At 42.4% G+C, this 20,972-nt stretch carries 10 protein-coding genes; 5 read left to right on the forward strand and 5 right to left on the reverse strand.

The window, feature by feature from the left end:
* Positions 1-151: 151 nt before the first annotated feature.
* Together porU2 and G500_RS0103205 are read left to right on the forward strand one after the other, a co-directional pair.
* On the forward strand, positions 152-5,335 hold the full coding sequence (gene porU2, locus G500_RS0103200; protein WP_027001543.1) for a putative type IX secretion system sortase PorU2: 5,184 nt from the start codon (positions 152-154) through the stop codon (positions 5,333-5,335).
* Between the two features lie 120 nt (positions 5,336-5,455).
* The gene (locus G500_RS0103205; protein WP_027001544.1) at positions 5,456-6,514 is read left to right on the forward strand and encodes a GDP-L-fucose synthase family protein; all 1,059 of its coding nucleotides are present in this window, start codon (positions 5,456-5,458) and stop codon (positions 6,512-6,514) included.
* A 569-nt stretch (positions 6,515-7,083) separates the two neighbouring features.
* Here G500_RS0103205 and G500_RS0103215 read toward each other — a convergent pair.
* The 4 genes from G500_RS0103215 to G500_RS0103230 form a co-directional block, all read right to left on the reverse strand.
* The gene (locus G500_RS0103215) at positions 7,084-8,982 is read right to left on the reverse strand and encodes a TonB-dependent receptor domain-containing protein (protein WP_154656993.1); all 1,899 of its coding nucleotides are present in this window, start codon (positions 8,980-8,982) and stop codon (positions 7,084-7,086) included.
* A gap of 288 nt (positions 8,983-9,270) precedes the next feature.
* A complete protein-coding gene (locus tag G500_RS0103220) occupies positions 9,271-9,819 on the reverse strand; it encodes a DUF420 domain-containing protein (RefSeq protein ID WP_051203251.1) in 549 nt (182 codons plus the stop codon).
* 150 nt (positions 9,820-9,969) lie between these two features.
* A complete protein-coding gene (carA, locus tag G500_RS0103225) occupies positions 9,970-11,070 on the reverse strand; it encodes a glutamine-hydrolyzing carbamoyl-phosphate synthase small subunit (protein WP_027001547.1) in 1,101 nt (366 codons plus the stop codon).
* Between the two features lie 163 nt (positions 11,071-11,233).
* Entirely contained in the window at positions 11,234-12,841 is a 1,608-nt protein-coding gene (locus G500_RS0103230) for a S8 family peptidase (RefSeq protein WP_027001548.1), read from the reverse strand.
* Between the two features lie 180 nt (positions 12,842-13,021).
* On the opposite strand from G500_RS0103230, the gene G500_RS22140 reads away from it, so the two are divergent.
* The 3 genes from G500_RS22140 (at position 13,022) to G500_RS0103255 (ending at position 17,915) form a co-directional block, all read left to right on the forward strand.
* Positions 13,022-13,984: a DUF2279 domain-containing protein gene (locus G500_RS22140; protein ID WP_051203243.1), complete on the forward strand. Its 963-nt coding sequence runs from the start codon at positions 13,022-13,024 to the stop codon at positions 13,982-13,984.
* A gap of 153 nt (positions 13,985-14,137) precedes the next feature.
* On the forward strand, positions 14,138-15,940 hold the full coding sequence (locus G500_RS0103245; RefSeq protein WP_027001549.1) for an MXAN_6640 family putative metalloprotease: 1,803 nt from the start codon (positions 14,138-14,140) through the stop codon (positions 15,938-15,940).
* Positions 15,941-16,130: 190 nt separating this feature from the next.
* A complete protein-coding gene (locus G500_RS0103255) occupies positions 16,131-17,915 on the forward strand; it encodes a DNA polymerase/3'-5' exonuclease PolX (RefSeq protein ID WP_027001550.1) in 1,785 nt (594 codons plus the stop codon).
* 36 nt (positions 17,916-17,951) lie between these two features.
* Here G500_RS0103255 and G500_RS0103260 read toward each other — a convergent pair whose 3' ends face one another.
* Complete coding sequence (locus G500_RS0103260) at positions 17,952-20,411, reverse strand: hypothetical protein (protein ID WP_027001551.1); 2,460 nt, start codon at positions 20,409-20,411, stop codon at positions 17,952-17,954.
* Positions 20,412-20,972: the final 561 nt, after the last annotated feature.

The following is a 20,972-nucleotide window of genomic DNA, read 5'->3' on the forward strand; positions in this document are numbered from 1 at the left end:
CATTTGCCTTGTCTTTTGTCCTACTTTTCAACTTTTTCGCGATAGGGTAGGCTAATTTTCGCACTTTTTTCGCTATTTTTAGCTAAATTGGGCTAAATTTGTAGGCTAAGAAGGTTTCAAAAGCCAGCGTCCTTATCTTGCTGCTCTTTTTTTGAAGCCTTCGAGGGTGCTACCTGCCCACAAGTCCTTTTTTGCCACTTTACCTACCGCCTTTATCTTCGATATGATGTTGCTTTCCTTACTTTCGGCTTCTCTTTCTACCCCCCAAAGCGAGCATTTTTTGAGCAAAACGCAAAAACAAGGAAGATGCCTTCTCTTGTGTTTGGGCTTAGTCGCGCTCCTTTGGCAACCCTTCGCACTTTTTGCCCAAAGCGGCGACCTGCGACAAGATTATCAGCCTTTTATGGAATGGATTAAAGACCCCAACAAGGTTTATGTCAAAATTACGGTCAATCAAACGGGGTGGCATAGAATCAGCCAAGAACGATTGGCGGAGCTTCGCTTTCCTGTCGGACAGCAGGTGCAGAGCCTACGCTATCAGGTCTTTCATCATGGCAAAGAAATTCCAATTCGTATTCAATCAGACCCCAGCGTAGGTTTTATTGCAGGCGATTTTATAGAATTTTTTGCCTTTGCCAATGAAGGCGAATCGGATACCCTTTTGTATGAAAATGGCAGAAGAACCAATCCGCACCATTCTATTCATGGCGCAAACACAACCTACTATCTGACCTACACCTTAGAAGCCGAAGGGCGCGGCAAACGCCTCGAAACCCTTAATTTACCCAATACCGACAATTTGCCCAAGGAGCGTTTTCACCTCGAACACAGCGTCCGCACTGCCATCAATACTTTTACACAAGGACCCCTTTATCCGACAAGTTTTGTGTCCTTAGATGGGAAAGGCTGCATTACCAGCGATTGGGAGTATGGAAAAGGCTTTTCTACACGCGCTATCGGCTACATCAATGGGGGTACTACCGCGCCGCTTGCCGTTTTGAGCGTTCCTGTTCAAAACTTGGTAGCGGATACTGCCTATCTGCCACGCATAGAAACAGGGCTTTTGGGTAGATGGAATAATGAAAACAAGGTCAAATTTTTTGTAGGAGCGAATAGTCCTGCCTTCGAGCTTGCCGACCTAACGCTGCAAAACTTTCAGGTCGCCGACCTTTCTATCATCGATAGCCTCAATATTTTGGGCAGTGTCAATGGGGCAAATTTGGTCTTCTATTATCAGACCTTTCTAAATCCTGCCAATAACATTTCAGGTACGTATGCGGTCAATTACGCTGCCTTGCGCTACCCACAAGCCTTTAAGATGATAGGCAATAGCAAAAATTTCCAACTTGTTCCCAACGCAAATGGGCGTTCTTTTGTAGAAATAGAAGACTTAGATTCGGATTTTCGCACCTTAGACATCACCGACCCTTTTAATTATCGCCTTTTGGAAGGCACAAGAAGTGGCGCACGTCATAGCTTTCTTGTCCCCCAAACCGAAAATGGGCGCAGGCTTTGGGTTTCAAACGAAACCTTCGAGCCACTTGCTATGGAAAGGGTAGAGATGAGCCGCTTTAATGCAAGTTTGGCAGCGGCGGCAAACTACCTTATCATCACGCACTCACTCTTGCGCGAGCGAGTAGGCGAGGTAGCCGACCCCGTAGAGGCGTATGCTGCTTACCGTCGTACAGCGGCAGGAGGCAATTACACGCCCTATGTGCTGAATGTAGAAACGCTTTACGATTGGTTTTCTTTTGGCGAACCTAACCCTTTGGCTATCAGGCGTTTTGTCAAATATGTGATGGATAATGGCAACCCCGAATTTTTGTTTATTGTCGGAAAGGGCTTTCCGCGCAGCACGCGCCTCGACATCGTCAATATTATGCCTTATGGCACGCCCCCTTCCGACCATGCCCTCACCGCAGGTTTGAGTGGTGAAAGGCACGTTCCTGCCTTAGCCACAGGCAGATTGGCGGCACGAACCCCTGCCGAAGTCTTGGCATATCTCGATAAAGTAAAAGAACACGAATCGCCCGTAGGCGACCAAAGTTGGCGCAAAAACATGCTCCACCTAAGCGGGGGCAAAACTGCCAACGAACACAACCTTTTCCGACGCTACATGGAAGGCTTTGAAGCCATTGCGGAAGGCGATTATGTAGGGGCAAATGTGTCGGCGATTGCTAAAAAGACGACCGACTTTGTAGAATTTATCAATATCGCCGACCAGCTCAACAACGGTCTTTCGGTTGTCAATTTCTTCGGACACGCAAGCCTCGATTTTACCGACATAGAAATTGGCAGACCCTCCGATTTGCGATTGGGCTATAATAACAAAGGCAAATATCCTTTGGTGATTGTCAATGGCTGCACCACAGGCGACATTTTTACCAACTTCACCACCTTTGCCGAGGATTGGATGCACACGCCTGATAAAGGGGCAATTCTCTTTTTGGCACATGCACATTTGGGTTTTAGTGGGCAGCTTCGCCTTTATACCCAAACGCTCTACGAAACCGCCTTTGCTGATGTCAATTATCTCAATGCTCCTTTTGGAAAGGTGATGCAGCAAAATATTAGACAATTTTTAAGAAGGACAGGCGCAAATAATCCGCTTTCTGTGGCTTCTTCCCAACAGATTGTTTTGCAGGGCGACCCTGCTGTGCGCCTCATTCCTTTCGAAAAGACCGATTACATGGTCGATAATAGCCGTTTGGAGGTGCAGCCCTTCGCACCCAACATCAATCCTTTGATACAAGCGGATTCTTTTGCAATTCAGGTGCGTATTGCCAATTTGGGCTTAGTAGATACCAATAGGCAGCGTTTTACGCTTCGAATCCGCCGCACTTATCCCAATGGTGAAAATGAGTGGGCGCATATAAGCGAGGTTTTTCATATCAATAACGAGGATACGATAATTTGTAAAATCCGCACGCCCGAAGAAAAGCGAAGTGGCGCGTATGGTGTCAATCGTTTTGAAGTCTTTGTCGATTACAATGAGCAGATAGACGAGAGCCGCGAAGATAACAATTACGCCATCTTAGACTATTTCTTTTCTGTGGGTAGTATGATTACCCTTGCGCCAAAGGAGTATAGCATTGTCAATGCACAACCGCTGGATTTAATCGCACAAAACGCCAATGTATTAGATGCCTTGCGCCGTTATGAGTTTCAAATTGATACCACACAACATTTTAATAGTGCTTTGCGGCAGACGCATTTCACAACCGATTACACCACAACCCAATGGCGCGTCAGTTTGCCCGACTTGCGCGATAGCTTGGTCTATTTTTGGCGCGTCCGCTATGCCGACCCCAAACAAGGCGAGGATACCACTTGGGCTACTTCTTCTTTTATTCATATTCCCAATAGTCCCGAAGGCTGGTCGCAGACGCATATTCACCAATTTGCAAAGGCAGAGCTAACCACTTTGAGCCGCGATGAAGCCCTTTGGCAATGGAACATCGAAGATTTCACCAAAAATATGCGCTTTGAGGCTTATGGCTCTCAACACCCTGATAGAAACAATTTCAAAATCATTGCCGATGGCATTACCTTAGTGGAAGGCGATTGTAGGAATACGCGCATCATGGGGCTTACCATAGACCCCAATACAGGCGAATTTTTCAACCCACAACCCACCGAAGGCTGTGGCGCGTCCCTTGTGGCGGCTTCCATTCCGCAGTTTTTTAGAGGCGTAGATGCCTTAAAGGATTTTATTGATGCCACGCCCGAAGGTCATTGGGTAGTTTTTATGTCGACGCATGCGACGGTAGCGAATAGTTCGGGTTATAGTTTTGCTACACAACTGCCGCGTATTGGGGTCAATGGTTTTATTCCTGTCAATGGCGAGCCTTTTGTGATTATTGGTAAAAAAGGCGCAAATTCGGCGATTGTCCAAATCTATGAAGGGGCAGGCGATAAACGCCGCGGCAGTTTTGTCTATGAACATACTTTTAGAGGCACACCCGACAGAGGACTTGTCCGCTCTACTTTGATAGGACCCGCAGAAAGTTGGACAAATGTGCATCGCAAAATTTCGCCCTTAGACAACAACCGACAAGGAGATGCTTGGCAGCTCGACCTCTTAGGCGTAGATTTGAATGGCACAGAAACGCTCTTACGCGCCGACATCCGCCAAGATGCCTACGACATTCAGGACATTGATGCCAATGTTTATCCTTATTTGCGCCTAAAAGCCACTTTGATAGATTCTCTCAATCGCACGCCTCCGCAGCTACGCCGTTGGCAGGTGGTTTATCGCGAAGTTCCCGAAGGCGTTTTGATGTATGATACACTTTCATACCGCCAAAATACGCGCTTAGAAGTGATAGAAGGCGATTCGGTTAGGATACGCTTTTTCTTTAAAAATATTTCGGGCAACGATTTTGACGAGCCTTTGCAGGTGCGTTATGCCATTCGCAACATCACCACAGGCACAATTACCGAAAAAACAGACACCCTTAGCTCCTTAGCCGCAGGGCAGCAACTCTCTTTTCAGATGAGCCTCTATTCGCTCGATTTTAGAGGTGAAAATAGCGTTGTGGTTTATATCAACCCCAAAATTCAGCGTGAGCAGATTTATGAAAACAATATCTTGCAGGCGCAATTTTTGGTCAAGCCCGACGACATAAATCCCGTCTTAGATGTTGCCTTCGATGGCGTGCATATCTTGAATGGCGACATCGTTTCGCCGCAGCCGCTCATAACGGTTTCTTTGAAAGATGAAAACCAGTACCTTGTCCGTCAGGATACGGTAGGTATCAATCTTTTCTTGATGGCTTGCGATACTTGCAGCAGCATACGCTTGGATTTCGAGGGCGATAATGTGCAGTGGTTTGCTTCGGCAGACAATAATTTTAGGATAGAGTACAAACCTTCGGAAAAACTCCCCGATGGCACTTACACCCTTTTGGTAGAGGCGGCAGATGTTACAGGCAATCGCGCAGGTTTAGAACCCTACAAAATTTCCTTCCAAGTTATCAATCAGGCAGCCATTACGAATTTCTACCCCTATCCCAATCCTTTTTCCACCAGCATGCGATTTGTCTTTACCCTAACAGGTACGGATATTCCCGACGAGATGCGGATTCAAATCATGACCATCACAGGAAAAGTAGTCCGCACGATTCATAAAGACGAACTTGGGGCAATCCGAATTGGCGACAACATCAGCGAATTTGCTTGGGACGGAAAAGACGATTTCGGCGACCAACTTGCCAACGGGGTCTATCTCTACAAGGTCTATATCCGCGATAGAGAGCAAGATTTCGAAAAGCGACAAACCGCACGCGACGACCTTTTCAAGAAAAATATTGGCAAGATTTATCTGATGCGATAACATTGTGCTTTCCAACCTTTCAAACCCTAAAAATATAGAAACAACAGCGTACAAGGCAGCTGGCTATCTTTGTCGCGTTCTGAAAAACCTGTTGTTTCTATTCCTCTTATTTCATTTTATATGACAACGGCTGAAAAAAAATTGCTCAAAGTTTATGTAGCAGGACACAACGGCATGGTCGGTTCGGCTATTTCTAAAACACTGCACCAAAAAGGGTATCAAAATTTAATTACACGCCGCTCAAAGGAATTAGACCTGCGCCGCCAAAGTGCAGTAGAAGCCTTTTTTGAGCAGGAACGTCCTGATTGGGTCTTTGTTGCGGCGGCAAAAGTGGGCGGCATTTGGGCGAACAATACCTATCGCGCCGAGTTTATCTACGACAACCTGATGATGGAGGCGAATTTGATAGAGGCGGCACACCGTTTTGGTGTGAAGAAACTACTCTTTTTGGGTTCTTCTTGCATCTATCCCAAATTTGCGCCACAGCCTTTGCGCGAGGCGTATTTGCTTACGGGTGAATTAGAGCCTACCAACGAGCCTTATGCGTTGGCAAAAATTGCGGGCATCAAGCTCTGCCAAGCCTATCGCCACCAATACGGCAGTCATTTTATCTCCGTTATGCCTACAAACTTATATGGCGAAAAAGACAATTACGACCTAAAAAATTCGCACGTGCTGCCTGCCCTGATGCGAAAAATGCACTTAGGCAAGTGTTTGATGCAAAAAGATTGGGCTGCCCTGCGCAAAAACCTAAAAGATTTTGGCATCGAGGGAAAAGATTGGAGTCAGGAATCGGAAGCAGCCATTTTGGAGCAACTTGCTAAGTATGGCATTATCCTGCAAGGCGAAGCAGTAAAGGTTGAGATTTGGGGGACAGGTAGCCCCAAGCGCGAATTTTTGCATGCCGACGATTTGGCGGCTGCCTGCGTTTTTCTGATGGAAACCTACGATTCAGAGGAATTTGTCAATATCGGAACGGGTGAAGACCTTTCTATCAAAGCCTTAGCCGAGTTGGTGAAAAAAGTAATCGGTTTTGAAGGCGAACTTTATTTTGACCCTACCAAACCCGATGGTACGCCGCGCAAACTCTTAGATGTCAGCAAGTTACACAATCTGGGTTGGAAAGCCGAAATTGAACTTGAAAAGGGTATCGCCGCCGTCTATCAGACTTGGAAATAAACCTTGTTCAGCCTACAGCACGAAGTTGGAACTTGGCGTTACTTTTTTGGGGTGTCTATAAAAAATTCTATTTTATTTCAATCAGGCTTGGGACAAGGCAGTGTCTTGTCCCTTACAACGACAGAAGCCTACAATGCAACCCAAAGCAACATTGTTACAAAGGTCAGAAAGTGGGATTTTGTGCTTCGCGCAAACCTCCCGAACCCCCACCCTGCCCTCCCCCCATAGGGGAGGGTTCGAAAATCAAGTCATTTTTTTTGCATAAATGCAAAAAAAATGATACCGAATAGAAGCCCCGCCCTATGAGGGCGGGGTTTGGGGTGGGGTGCATTTAGCGCGTAGGTTCTGCAAAAAATCATGTTTTTACATTTTTTACTTCCAAATAAAATTTGGCTCAATAAAATTTGACTAAGTAAAATTTGACTCTTGGAATTTTCTCACTTTATCAACCAAATACAAGTGCTTGAAAACCAAACATTTAGCCTAAAATGTAGTGCTACTAAAAAAACGCAAGTCATTGACAATCAACCACTTAACCCTATAAAGTGTCAAAGGCAAGAAAAATGCCATTAGAAAGCATACTTAGCCCCTGCAAAAGCCTGCCAACGGAGGCGGTCATATCCCCAAAAATCCTCTCGCTGCAAACCCAAAACATTGCGACAACCTGCCGAAACAGTCCAATTTTTCGACATCAAATAGCCGAAAGCAAGGTTTAATTCGTGAATATCAGGTAGCTTTCCTACCTCTGTCGCCCTTTGATAGCTTCTACCTGTCTGCCAAAGCCATGTAAGTTCTGCTTCTATTTTTTTCAAAAATAGGTATTCTACCCCTACATTTCCTATCCAAGTGGGCAAATACCACGCCTGTTGCTGATTTTGAAGTTGATATTTCATCAAATCGGTACTAGCAAAAAAGCGCAAAGGCAAATGGGAAAAGCGTACTTGTGCTTCAAAATGCAGTTGAAAAACCTGTGCGCGGTCAGTAATAAGGCTAAAAGTTGTCGAGTCTTGGGGACTATGTATCCAAAGTGGCAGGTTTTCTACACGCTCATAAATAAATTCTACCTGCGCCAAAGTTGCAACACTGGGCATGGGTTTGAAGGCAGACATTTTGTAATTGAAATTTTTAGAAAAATCTATTTTCGCACCAATTTCATTGCGCCACCTAATTAAATTTGGCAACACTAAGGCAAAGGCATAATAGGGATTTTCTATGCTAAGTTCTTCTAAATGAATAGGTTGTGAGGCAGAAAAACTATTCAAATAAAAATTTGTGTGCAAGGGTGCAAGCAGATAGCTCGCACTTAATTTGGGAAAGAAATGCCACTGCCGTTTGGTTTGCAGTGCCGTCTGCTGCAAAAAAGCGGCTCGACTATACAAAGTTTGCAGCCCTGCACTAAGCGTCCATTTTTTATTTTTGACACCCCATTCCAAACCTAATTGACTGAAAAAGCGCGTCTGCTCAAAAGTCAGAGAATCCGTTGGTAGATTCTGGGGGCTATAATGGGAGATGTCATTTTTCCAATCTATTTCCGAAAAAAAGTACAGAGGTAAGGTTTTTACCTTTGTATGCTCCTCTTCATAAAGAAGCCGCTCGGCAAGTGGGCGCATTTTGTTGTCAAAATAGAAAGTATTATTAAAATGCAAGTTTGCCGTTAGTTCCTTGCTGCGTTTTTCTTTTTTGGGGTTGTCGAAAAAGTAGTTTCCTTTTAAACGCAAAAAAGAATTTGAGTTTCCAATATGCCTTTTATATAAATCTTGAATAACTGAAAAACTATAAGCCGTCTGCCTGATGCGCTTCCAATCGGGTGGAGTCTGTTCGGGGCTTATTTGGTAGCCATACAACCCGAAGGCTTGACGGCGAAATTGCACCCAATTCGTAGTTTTTGTTTTTTCATTGAGGCTGATTTTTTGTTTTAAAGACACATCTGCCTGCGAAAAAGAGGAGTTGCGCCTATCTTTTTCGCCCCAAAGCGTGCCACGTAGATTGATGAAAGGCTCTATCGTCCAATCTTCTTGGGGGGTGAGTTCAAGTAGGCTTTCAAGCTGCCAAGCGGCATAATTGCCTACATTCAACTTGGCGTAGTTGCGAAGATTCGGCGGCGGCATTTCCTCAACTAATTCTACAAATAGTATTTTATTTAGTTGTATATCTTTGGTAGAAATATTCAAAAGTTCATTTTCTAAGGGCAGCAGCAAAGGAATGGACTGCAAGCGCAAACTTTCCACCTTCGGAAGGCGCGGATTGTTCCAAGTGATGGATTCGCGCTCGGAATGATTGAAAGAGGTGCTATCTTGTGGGGAATCTTGCGGCGGATTTTGGGTTGAATTTTGGGCTTTTAAGGGAAAAAAAATACCACTATAAAAATGGCATACCGTCATAAAAACAAGTGTAGTTATTGTCTTACTTTTCCAATGTTGAAATTGCCGCACAAAAGGAAAGGTAAAATAGTTAGGATAATTTTGCATGGTAGTTTTTTTGTGAAAGGGATAGTGCTTTCTGTTTTTTGTTGAGTCTGGGGGTGCAGTTTTCTGATAAGCAAGGTAGCAAAAAGGTAGCGATTGCGAAAATTTTGCACCCCCAAAGTCCTTAAAAATTTCCAAAATATTTGCCTTCTCTATCCTATTTTCACAGTTGCTCAAATAAAGAGAGCCGCTTTTGATGCAAAAAACACTTCACAGAAGGGCTATAAAAGGCGGCTTTTAGAGATAAAAACTTGTTTTTTTCATCATAAAAAAACGATAAAAACAACTACCTTAGACATAGTAGGGACTAATCATCAAATAGACCAAGACCCCTGTAATGGCGACATAAGTCCAGACGGGGAACGTCCATTTGACCATTTTCTTGTGCTTTTCTATCTGATTAGAAAAAGCATAGTAAATAGCTAACAAAACCAAAGGAACAACCACTGCCGCCAAGACAATATGGGTTAGCAAGATAAAAAAGTAGAAGTAGCGAATCAGCCCCTCGCCCCCAAAGGGTGTAGAAGGTTGTGTGGCGTGATAGAGTACGTAAGAAATTAGGAAAAAAGAGGAAAGTACAAAGGCAGTCATCATACAAAGGCGATGCAGTTGGATATTTTTATTTTTAATAAAAACAAAACCCGTAATAAGCATCAGGGCAGTTCCCGAATTGAGGAAGGCGTTGAGGTGAGGCAAAACTTTGGTATCGAAGCCCACTTCTAAGGTATAAAAGCGGTCGATGTAGAGAAGCAACGCCACAACAAGCGGAATAAGCACCGAAACGACGCGAATAACCCAAAGCATGGGCGTATTACTTTTTAAAGGCATTTGATTCGACATAGCAAAAACGGTTAAAGTGAAAGATTGATTTTTAAACAACCTGCTTTTTTGGTTAAATTCAGAGATGCGCCTTTACTTTACGGCAAAGGGCGCATCTCTATACCAAAACCCATAAAAGGCTTCTATGTTTTGAAAGGGGCAGCGGCAGGCTTAGTTTTGCAGCAATGCGATAAAGTCATCAAAAAGATAACGCGAATCGTGAGGACCGGGGGCAGATTCGGGGTGATATTGTACCGAAAAGGCTTTCTTATTTTTGAGGCGAATCCCTGCCACAGTGTTGTCATTTAGGTTTCGATGGGTTTCTTCCACCTCTATATGGGCTTCGAGCTGCTCTCTGCTGACGGCAAAACCGTGATTTTGAGAAGTAATTTCACATTTGCCCGAAACAAGATTTTTGACAGGGTGATTTAGCCCGCGATGTCCATTGTGCATCTTGTAAGTGCCTATGCCCACTGCTTGCGCCAAAATCTGATGTCCCAAACAAATCCCGAAAATGGGCTTATTGGCAGCCAAGATATGGCGGACGGTCTCGATGGCATAGTCCATGCTGGCAGGGTCGCCCGGTCCGTTGGAAATAAAATAGCCGTCGGGTTTCCACTCCTCCATCTGGGCAAAGGTAGTGCGGGCAGGAAAGACCCTACAAACCGCTCCGCGCTCGACAAAATTTTGCAGGATACTGCGCTTAATACCCAAATCTAAGACGGCAATCCTATATTTTGCCGTTTCCGAGCCTAATAAAAAAGGCTTGTCAGTTGTAACAAAAGATGACAACTCCAAGCCCTTCATATCAGGAATATTTTTTAATTTGTCTTTCAATGCCGCTATGGGCAAATCTTCCGACGAAATAAGGCAGTTCATTGCCCCTTTATGGCGGATATGGCGCACCAAAGCGCGTGTGTCTATTTCGGCAATGCCCACAATACCCGCCATTTCTAAGTAGTCTTGCAAGGAATGTTTGGCAGAGAGGCGAGAAAAAATATCGGAAAAGTTGCGTACCGCCAAGCCTTTAATCTTGACACTTGCCGACTCTACTTCCGACTCGATGATGCCGTAATTGCCGATATGTGAATTGGTATTGACAACCACTTGCCCATAGTAAGAAGGGTCGGTGTAAATTTCCTGATAGCCAGTCATGCCTGTATTGAAACAGACTTCGCCGCCTGTGGTGCCGACTTTGCCAATCGAGAAGCCGTCGTAACAAGTGCCGTCCTCGAGCAAAAGGACTGCTTTTTTGCGTTTGGTGTATCTCATAGTAGGGGGTTGAATAAGGGCGCGTGCCGCCTTGCGTTTTCGTAAAATCCTGCAAAGTTACGCGAAGTTTTCGAATATACAACCCTGAAAACAGGATAGGGGACAAAGCCAAGTTTTGCCCCCTATCTATTTTGATGTCATCAAACTCAAAATCAAGCCGCTTTTAGTCTTTGAGGTCCGCTATCATTTGGGCAGGCTGCACAAAAATTCCTACCTTTTCGCTTTCGGCGAGTTCTTTTCCACTGCCTTGCAAAAGCGCGTGCGCCTCTTTTGCCGTTAGGTCGGGTTTTAGAGCCTTTGCCAAACCGATAATGCCTGCCACATAAGGCGTTGCCATAGAAGTTCCGCTCAAATAGCGATAAGTGCCGTTGGGGAAGGTAGAATAAATCTGGACACCCGGCGCAGCAATGCCCATCTTCAAATCTTCTACGGTATTAGAAAAATCGGCTTTGTTTAGCTCTGCATCTACTGCCGCTACCGTAATTACGCCTTCTACATTGGCAGGCGAGAAGTATTTGGCATTTTCGTTTGAGTTGCCTGCCGCCACTACCAAAATAGCACCTGACTTTTCAGCATAAGCCACTGCTTCAAGGTAAGCCTTTTGGTAATCGTCGTCAGAAGGACCGCCCAAAGAAAGCGAAATCACATCTGCGCCTTCATCTACTGCCCTTATGATGCCTGCAATGACCGTTTCTTGCGAACCATAACCCGAATCGCTTAAAACTTTGATGCTGGTAATGGTAAAAAAGTTTTGATTCAAAGCTACTGACGCAATTCCTTTTCCATTGTTGGATACCGCTCCTGCAATACCTGCACAATGCGTACCGTGTCCAAGTTTGTCGTAATCATAGCCCGCTTCTACGGAAGCGTATTGGTCGCTCAAATCTTCATGGTCGGCTTCGACGCCTGTGTCTAAGATAAAGACTTTTGCTTTTTTCTTAGGGGTAGTATTGCGCAAAATTTGATACAATTTGTCAATTTCCATCGCCTCGAAAGCCCATAAATTTTTCACATCAGGGTCATTGACTCCGTAGTTTGGATTTTTGGTTACTTTGTAGTTTGATGAAGAAGGCAAATCGAGTTTCAAGATTTCGTTGTTTTCAATATCAGCGACAAGCCCCGTCTCTTCTATCAATTTTTTAATGGTTTCAATATCTGCCAAATGTTGAGTAGGAATATCGACAAGGGCATATTCGTCTAAGCGCGTTTCCGACTTAGATTTTACGGAAGCAAAAGCAAGGCGCACCTCTGCTTGAAAAGGTTTCAAAACCTCTGTTAGGGTGGCAATATCCGCCGTTAGATTGTTTTCATTTTCTAATAAAACCAAAAGCTCACCTTCTTGTGCCAAATTTTGGGCAAGGGCTTTTTCTTTTTGTGTAGAACGGTACAATTCACCCTCGGCGGTGCAAATTTCGGCTGGCGAATTAAATACGTAGTGAATGGCTTTTTCTTTGACAGGGTCGAGGAAAAACAGTTTCAGACCTGCCAAAATCGCAAAGACCATAAAATAAATCATCTTCGGACGAGGCGCGTAACGGTTTAAAATCAAGACCGTAACGACTAAAATCGCCATATCAGGAGTAAGCACGCCTAATAAATCGTACAAAACACCGCCTTCATTGATAAAAAGCGAAAGAATGTAGAGGAGCAGCGAAACCCCGAAGGTATGGCGTGTGAAGCGCAGGCTCTGTTCGCGCTCTTTAAAATAAAACCAAATCGCCGCCGAAGCCAACATGCCCAAATAAGCGAGCGGATACAACCATGAAGCCATAAATGTATAAATTTGAAGGTGAAAATTGCATAACGAAGTCTAAGGTCGTTTCAAACACCAACTCTGCCTAACTTTTCTAACCAAAACAAACGACAGAGAAGACGACCACTTTTTCAAAGCCATTTCTGCAATAAAGATACAAAAAAAACAGCTTTTACTACCCAAAACAGAGGAAAGATAATGATAAAACGCAAAATTTCCAAATTAGGTTGGATTTATGCTCTTTTTTTAGCCGCCCTAATCCCCCTTTGCAAGGGTGCAGAGAAGGGCAAATTTGCACTTTCAGACTCACTGCCCCAAAAACAGACGGCAAACAAAGAAACGAAGAAAAAAACAAAGTTTGTGCCTTTTCTGGGCTTAGGCACTGCCTACGGTGCAGGTCTGTACGGATTAGATAGGCTTTGGTATGCAAAAGCACCGCGCAGCCCTTTTCATTTTTTTGATGATAGCCCCCAATGGCGACAAATGGACAAGCTCGGACACGCCTACACTACTTATCAAATAGGACGCTTAGGCGAAGCCTTTTTCCGAAAAAGCCTACCCGATACCCCCAAAAATCGCAAAATCGCTACTTGGGTAGGCGGCAGTTTGGGCTTTCTGATGCTGCTACCCGTAGAAATCTTAGACGGCTTTTCGGCAGCTTATGGCGCAAGTCTTTCCGATTTAGGCGCAAATGCCTTTGGCAGTTTCCTTTTTATCGGACAAGAACTTGCCTTTTCAAATCGGCATCATAGGCAGAAAATCAAGCTCAAATTTTCATATCAGCCCTCGCCATACGCTCCCTTGCGCCCCAATGTGTTGGGTTCGAATTTTATGGAACGGCTCTTGAAAGACTACAACGGACAGCGATATTGGCTCTCCTTTTCTCCTCTGCCTGCTCGCTCGAAGGTTGCTTTTTTGAGCCTAAGTGTGGGCTATAGCGCAAACAAAATGCTCTATGGCAGAGAAAACGAAAACAACGCAGCAGGGTTTGTGAGTTATAGAAGCTATTATCTTTCCCTCGATGTAGATTGGGAACGAATCCAAACACAGAATAAATTTGTCAAGACCTTATTTTTTTTCGTAAATTGCATAAAAATACCTGCCCCAACGCTTTTTTGGGATAGAAAAAACAAATGGCAGAGCCGCATTTTGTTTTTTTAAGACTTTTATTTGAAAAAAAACAAAAGAAAAGCGCACCTTTGCCACTTCGCCTCATAGACCTTCGTCTGTTAGGAAAAAACCACTTCGAGAAGCCCTGCCCTCAAAGCACCGCTCCTTCCACCGTTTATTTTTTGTTTTCAAATATTTAGTCCCATGAAAAAATACCTACTCGGACTTGCAATAGGCTTAGGCTTGCAAATTCCTATCGCAGAGGCGCAAAATTCGCCTAATTACCAACTTTCTTCGGAACTTATCGCCGCTTTCCAAGAAGTACAAAGCCACAACCACTCACACGCAGACGGGCGCAACCAGATACATAAAAACTGCCTAACCCCCCTACTTTTGCAGGTAAAAGGTTCGTGGGACGAGCTAACCGACGAGGCAAAACAAGTATTCCAACAATTTGAAGACCGCCCAAGCCTTGCCAGCGAACAAGTAGTCGAGTCCGAACATTTCGCCTTTCACTTTACACTTGTTGGGTCAGATGCCATCGACGTAGCCGACAACAACGGCAACGGAACGCCCGACTACATTGAAAAAATGATAACGGCTTTCGAAAAAGTCTATGATGACGAAATCACCCGACAAGGTTACATTTTCCCACCTTCTGACGAGGGTATTGGCGGTTCAGACTTGTATGATGTCTATATCTTCGACATCGGCGAAGGTTTGTATGGTTATGTGCAGCCCGAAGACATTATCGGCGACAATCCAAATTCTTCGCCTGTAGAGAGTAATGCAGGCACAAGTTTTATGGCAATGCGCCACAATTATCGCGGCTTTGGCAATCAAGATGTGGCTTTGAATGTTACGGCGGCACACGAATTTTTCCATGCCATTCAGATGGGCTATCGCGTAGATTTTCGCCTTCGCAACCCTTCGGCGTGGATTTACGAATCTACTGCCGCTTGGATGGAAGATGAGGTCTTTGCAGGTGCAGACGACAATTTGCAGTACCTACCAAGCCTTTTCGATGCCCCCGACGTAGCCACAAACCTCAACTTCGCCGACCAAGGCTGGTCTGAATTTCGTAACTTTCAAGGACATTGGTATGGCGGTTGGATTTTGATGCAATACATCGAAGAAGCCGCTACTTATGAGATTATCCGCAAGACGTGGGAAAAAATCCGCAGCGAAGATGAAATTGTAGCCCTCAATGCCTCCCTCAATGAAGTTACGGGTAGGAATTTAAAGCAAATTTTCAACGATTTTTCTATTGCGAGCCAACTTCTAACCAATAGCAGCGGCGCAGGAGTCTATACCTTCGAGCGTGCCGAAGACTACAAAACAAGCCTTCGCCGTTTTACGGGGCGCACAGGAGTACGCACAGAAAATAATTTCACCTTTTCGGGAACTGCCACCACTTACAGCAGTGGGCAAGGAAATAGCCGCCTATTGCGTTTCAGTCGCGATTACATTCGCCTAAATACTTCACAACAAAAGTTTAAAATCAAACTGGTTGTCAATAGCAGCGAGGTTGCCATGCAACTTTTGAAAATCAATAGCAGCACAGGCGCGTTCGAGGTACAAGGTGGAATTGATAGCAAAGAAATTGAGGTAACGAATGGTACAAATTTTGACCAATTTTTTATTATCGTTTCGCGCTATGATTTCGAAATTCGCAACACCAATTCTATCCAGTATTCCCTTGATGTAGAACCCGTAGACCAAACAACCGAACCAACGGGCATCGACAATTTAGCACAAGGCGAACTTGTCAATCTTTTCCCCAATCCAACCACAGAAAAAGTTTGGATTGCATACGAATTGCAGACGCAAGAAAGTATCGCCCTTACTGTTCACGACCTAACGGGAAGAAATCTTTTCCAGACACAAACATCTGAAAACAAAGGAGTTATGGAAATTCCTGCACAAAACCTCCAAAAAGGAAGCTACTTGGTTTCGATTTGGAAAGAGGGACAACGTGTAGCGGTGCGCCGTTTTGTGAAGGAATAAGTCCTTCGCATCAATCTTATTAAATCCAAAATCTAAACGGTTTGGCATCTAAAAAATCCCTCCTTTTGTAGTGCAAAGCAACCACAAAAAGAGGGGTTTGTTTCCAAAAACGAATCGCATTTTTTTGGATAAAAAAATACAAATGCTCAATAAACTATTTTCAAGACTTTTTTAAAAACGATTTTACCTAATGAAAAACAAAGATTTTATCAAAATTTTTGAGAAGACAGCCCAACTTATGGAGCTATTGGGCGAAAACGAATTTCAGATTAGAAACTATCAAAATCTAATTTTTAAAATTAATAGCATCAGCCAAGAGGTAGCCCAAACTTCCGAAAAAGAATTGGAAAGGTTAGGATTTTCTAAAAATCATATCCAAAAATTTGAACAGATACAAGCACAAGGCTTTTTTGAAAAATTGCAACAATTAGAGCAAAAAACTCCCGCAGGTCTTTTTGAAGTCTTGAAAATCAAGGGCTTAGGAGCAAAAAAAGTGCGTCGCCTTTGGCAGGAACTAAAAATTGAAAGTTTAGACGATTTGAAGGAGGCTTTGGAAAAGGGCAGTGTCAGTGCCTTGAAAGGTTTTGGCGAAAAGACAGCTCAAAATATTGCCGAACAAATTGTTTTTTTAAACCAACAAGCAGGAAAAGTAAGGTTAGATACAGCGCAGCTATTGAGTCTGCACCTACAAAAAAGCCTTCAAAGCCTACAAGAAAAAAATCCTCACCTGCAAATTTATCAGCAGGTAGGGGAATTTCGCCGAAAAATGCCCACTATTAGCGAAATAGCGTTTGTGGTAGGAATTGCAGACTTTGAAACACAGAGAACTACTATTTTTGAAAATCTGCACCAAATAGAAAGCCTTGTATTTGATAAAGCGCAGTCAAATCCTTATACTTGGCGCGGCTATTTTGAAGAAACGCATTTAAAAGAGATACAAGTAGTTTTTTATCTTACTACTTCTGCCTCTTTTTATGCAAAAGTAGTAGAAAAAACAGGTTCGCAGGCGCATCTGCAAAAGGTAGGCACTTCGGGCAAGACCCTTTTAAGCCTCTGTCAAGAAAGTTATCGCCACCAACTTTCAAATCCGAACAAAAATAGTTTCAAAAGCGAAGCCGAAGTATATGCTGCCTGTGGCTTAGAAATGCCGCCGCCGCCTTTGCGCGAGGGACTATTTGAAGATTTTTTTTATATTCAAACGCAAAAAAAGAACAGTCCGCTTTTAGAACTAAATCATATAAAAGGTATTTTACACGCCCATTCTACTGATAGCGACGGCAAACAGAGTTTGGAAGAGATGGCGCAGGCTTGCGCTCAAAAAGGTTTTACTTATTTAGGACTAACCGACCATTCGCAGGCGGCTCACTATGCAGGCGGACTTACACCCGAAAGGGTTTTGGCACAGCAAGCGCGAATAGACCAGTGGAACGCCCAAAATCCAACTTTTCGCATCTTTAAGGGCATAGAAGCCGACATTTTAGCCAATGGCGATTTAGATTATGAACCTAAAATTTTAGAAACTTTTGACTTTGTAATTGCCTCTGTTCATAGCGGTTTGAAAATGAGTCAGGAAAAAGCGACTGAACGCCTTTTGAAAGCCATTCAAAACCCTTTTACTACTATCTTGGGACACCCCACAGGTAGGCTTTTACTCTCACGTGAAGGCTATCCACTTGATTTTCAAGCAATTATAGAAGCCTGTGCCACGCACCAAGTTGCCATAGAAATCAATGCCAACCCCTATCGCCTCGATTTGGATTGGCAACAGGTAGGCTATGCCATTGAAAAAGGGGTAAAAATTGCCATCTGCCCCGATGCCCACTCGATAGCAGGTATTGAAGATACGCAGTTTGGCGTTTGGATTGCGCAAAAGGCAGGTCTTACTGTGGCTGATACGCTTAATGCGCTTAATAGTCAGGAATTTGAATCTTACTTAAAAATGATAAAAAGAAAGAAATTAGCTTTAAATCAATAAAATATATCAGACAACAAATTTAAAATAGTTGTTATTTTACTTTCTCAAAAAACCGTATTTATAGATTTTTGGTTCGATACTACTTGCTAAAATTTTGAGATTTTCTCTCAAATCGCTAACTAACTTAGTATAATGTGCGTCTTCGCTTTTGCTATTCATACGACCTTTTGCATTTCTGCCCTGAAAATGCGCCCTGATGTCATAAAGGCTTGCATTGGCGTTGTATTCGCCCATCTGCATGACAACGCCGCCATGCGTTTTGGTAAATTCCTGACTGTGGTAATATTGCCACAAAGCACGACCCGACGCAAAAACAGCAGTAGCTTGAACCGAAAATGATAACGGAATTGTTCTAATTTTTTCCGATTCTAACAAATTTCCGTTGCCGTTAGGCTTCAATTTTCCTTTTATAAAATCCGTCATAAAATTACTTTCAAATTTAGCTTTTGCCCCAACTTCCTGCTCGGTAAAAGGTATCCAATGATTAACGCCCTCCTCGCTCGATATTCTATTCTGACCATGAAAGAGCGTAAAAGCTAAACAATCTGTTTGAAATTCTAAATCGTTTTCCCAACCCTGTTGAGGCGATAAAAATTGGTCGCGGTCATTGAGCCAAGTCGCTTCTATGCAGTGGCGAACGGCAAAGTAGATACAACCTTGAAAGATATTATTTATAGTAAAGGCATAATAATTTACATGACGTGTTCCTTTTGTATTAGACAAGTTCAAGAATTTTTGATTTTGAAAATCCGTTCCTGAATTATCCATGTAACCAATATGCTCATTAGCACCATTGTCATAAATTTTTATCCACTTATTGATGCTTGCAGGCAAATCGCCATAAAAACTTTTCTCACCATTTTTGTTACCATTATTTTCGATAATATCGCAAACAATTTCATTTATTTTTTCTTTTTTGGAAGTGTCCCATACCGTAAAACCGATAGGAAAACTGCCCTTCACATTGTCAAACGTGTTTGCTCGTACCAAAAAACCTGTTAGAAATTTTGCATAAAAAAATTGACGAAATTTTATAAAATTTGTACCCTGAACAAATTTGAATGTAGAGAATTGTGCTAATTTCACATCAGGAATTTTATCATAAATGCGTGCCATAAACAGAGCAAAAACCTCGTTAGCAGCTCCATTTATTTTTGACCGATATAGTTCCCTAACTGAATGACTTTTTGCTACCCCTGCCTTATTTTCACCTGTACCCGTAACCGTTTTGGCTGTTGTAGCCTCCGCATAAGGCGGATTGATGTAGATAATTAGTTTTTTTCTTTTTTCAGGATTATTGATAATTGCTTGTAAGGAAGAAGGAAGTTTTGAAAAATCGTCATTTAGAAAATCAAATTGAAAGACATTTTCTTCTATTAAATTTGCCCCATTTTTGATACGGTCGTGCATCACATCTACGTCTTGTTTGTCCAAAGTAGATGCCCAAACCTGATACTTATTCGTTAAACCATTTAATAAATTACCTGTGCCTGCCGCACAATCCCAAATAAAATACTCATCTTGCCAATCCTGACCTAAGACCGACGCTAAATATTTTTGGGAAAGTTCTACCCAAATTTGGGGCGTGAAAAAGCTACCTTTTCGCTCGCGTATGTCCTGCGGGACAAGCAAATCTCTGCGCTCGACGATATAGTCCCAATACTCTTCCTTCGGCGGACGCTCGTATTTATTCCAAAACTGTGTATGCGCTACTTGGTTGTCGGTAAAAGAGGTTTTTGTTTCATCAAACATACCCATTTTATTTAACTTTCTATCTAAAACATAGTGATTTTGTTTTAATAGTACAAAAAGTTTTTCTTTTAGCGTTATATTTTCATTAGAAAGCAAATCTGCCAAATAAAAATCACCATCAATAATACCGCCTTGCTTGGCAATATCCCACTTAACAGCAATCGTGGGCTTGACAGTTTGTAGCCATTTATTGTAAATTGTTATGAAATTATTTTTATCAATTTTTGTCTTAGTTAGTCCAAATCTACCTACGATAAAGTTCTCTTTTATAAATTTTTTAAGCTCATAGTCGTCTTTTTCATAAAAAAACAAAAGAGCTTTTATTTCGATTGTTTTCTTTACTTTTTCATAAATGAGCTTAAATTCTTTGCTTTCATGGTCGGAAGGGGTAACATTCCAGTTGAAATCATTTAGATAAAAAATTTCATAAATATTATTATACGGAACAAAAGCTATCTTTTCACCATCAAAAGCACCCAAAAAGGCAGGTGGAAGGTAGGTATCGAAGGTTCGCGCCTTGCCAATGGTTAGAATTAGCTGCACAATAGATTTGTAAATATCTGAACTACCTTTTTTAGCTTCTGCCCATAAAAGCGATTCCTGCTCAAAAATTTCGCGCGAGGATTGGTGCATACAAACACAAAAATCTACATTGCCGATAATCTCTGTGCAGTTGTAAAGCCAAAAATAATCTTGTGCTACCTTATTTTTGATAGCTTCTTCTCTAATATTTTGATATTTCATGAAAAAACTGGATTAAAAGATTGTGTTTGCAGACTTTTTAACATCAATAAGGCTGCAAGATAGCATTTTTTTCGCACAATCTGCTAATCAAATGGGCAATGAAAATATTAGTCTAATGGTTATAAGATTTACACAAAATCAAAACAAAAAAACAGTAGTATTTATAACAAACAAAGTTAAATAATAACAAATTAAAAAATTTTATAAAAAACATAACTTTTATTTTTTTAACTATTATATTTTGAAAAAAATAATTGCAAAAAATAAACTTAATGACACTACGCACTGGCTACCTGCAATAGAATAGGCAAATAAAAACATACCTATCAAAGTTTATACACCAACTACTTGATGCAAAAACTGTCCCAATCGTTGTAAGTACCCTTTATTTCTTGTTGTTACGAATAAAAATCGCTCCAATATTTATTTTTAATCATTATCTATAATTGCTAAATCTTACGTAGTACAGAAGTAGCAATATGCTGTAAAGTGTGGTTGCAAAAGTTTTTCTACAACCCACAAAGGCTATAAAGGACTATTTATCAAACCAAGACCACGAAA

This window comes from Hugenholtzia roseola DSM 9546, from assembly GCF_000422585.1.
GTDB lineage: Bacteria > Bacteroidota > Bacteroidia > Cytophagales > Bernardetiaceae > Hugenholtzia > Hugenholtzia roseola.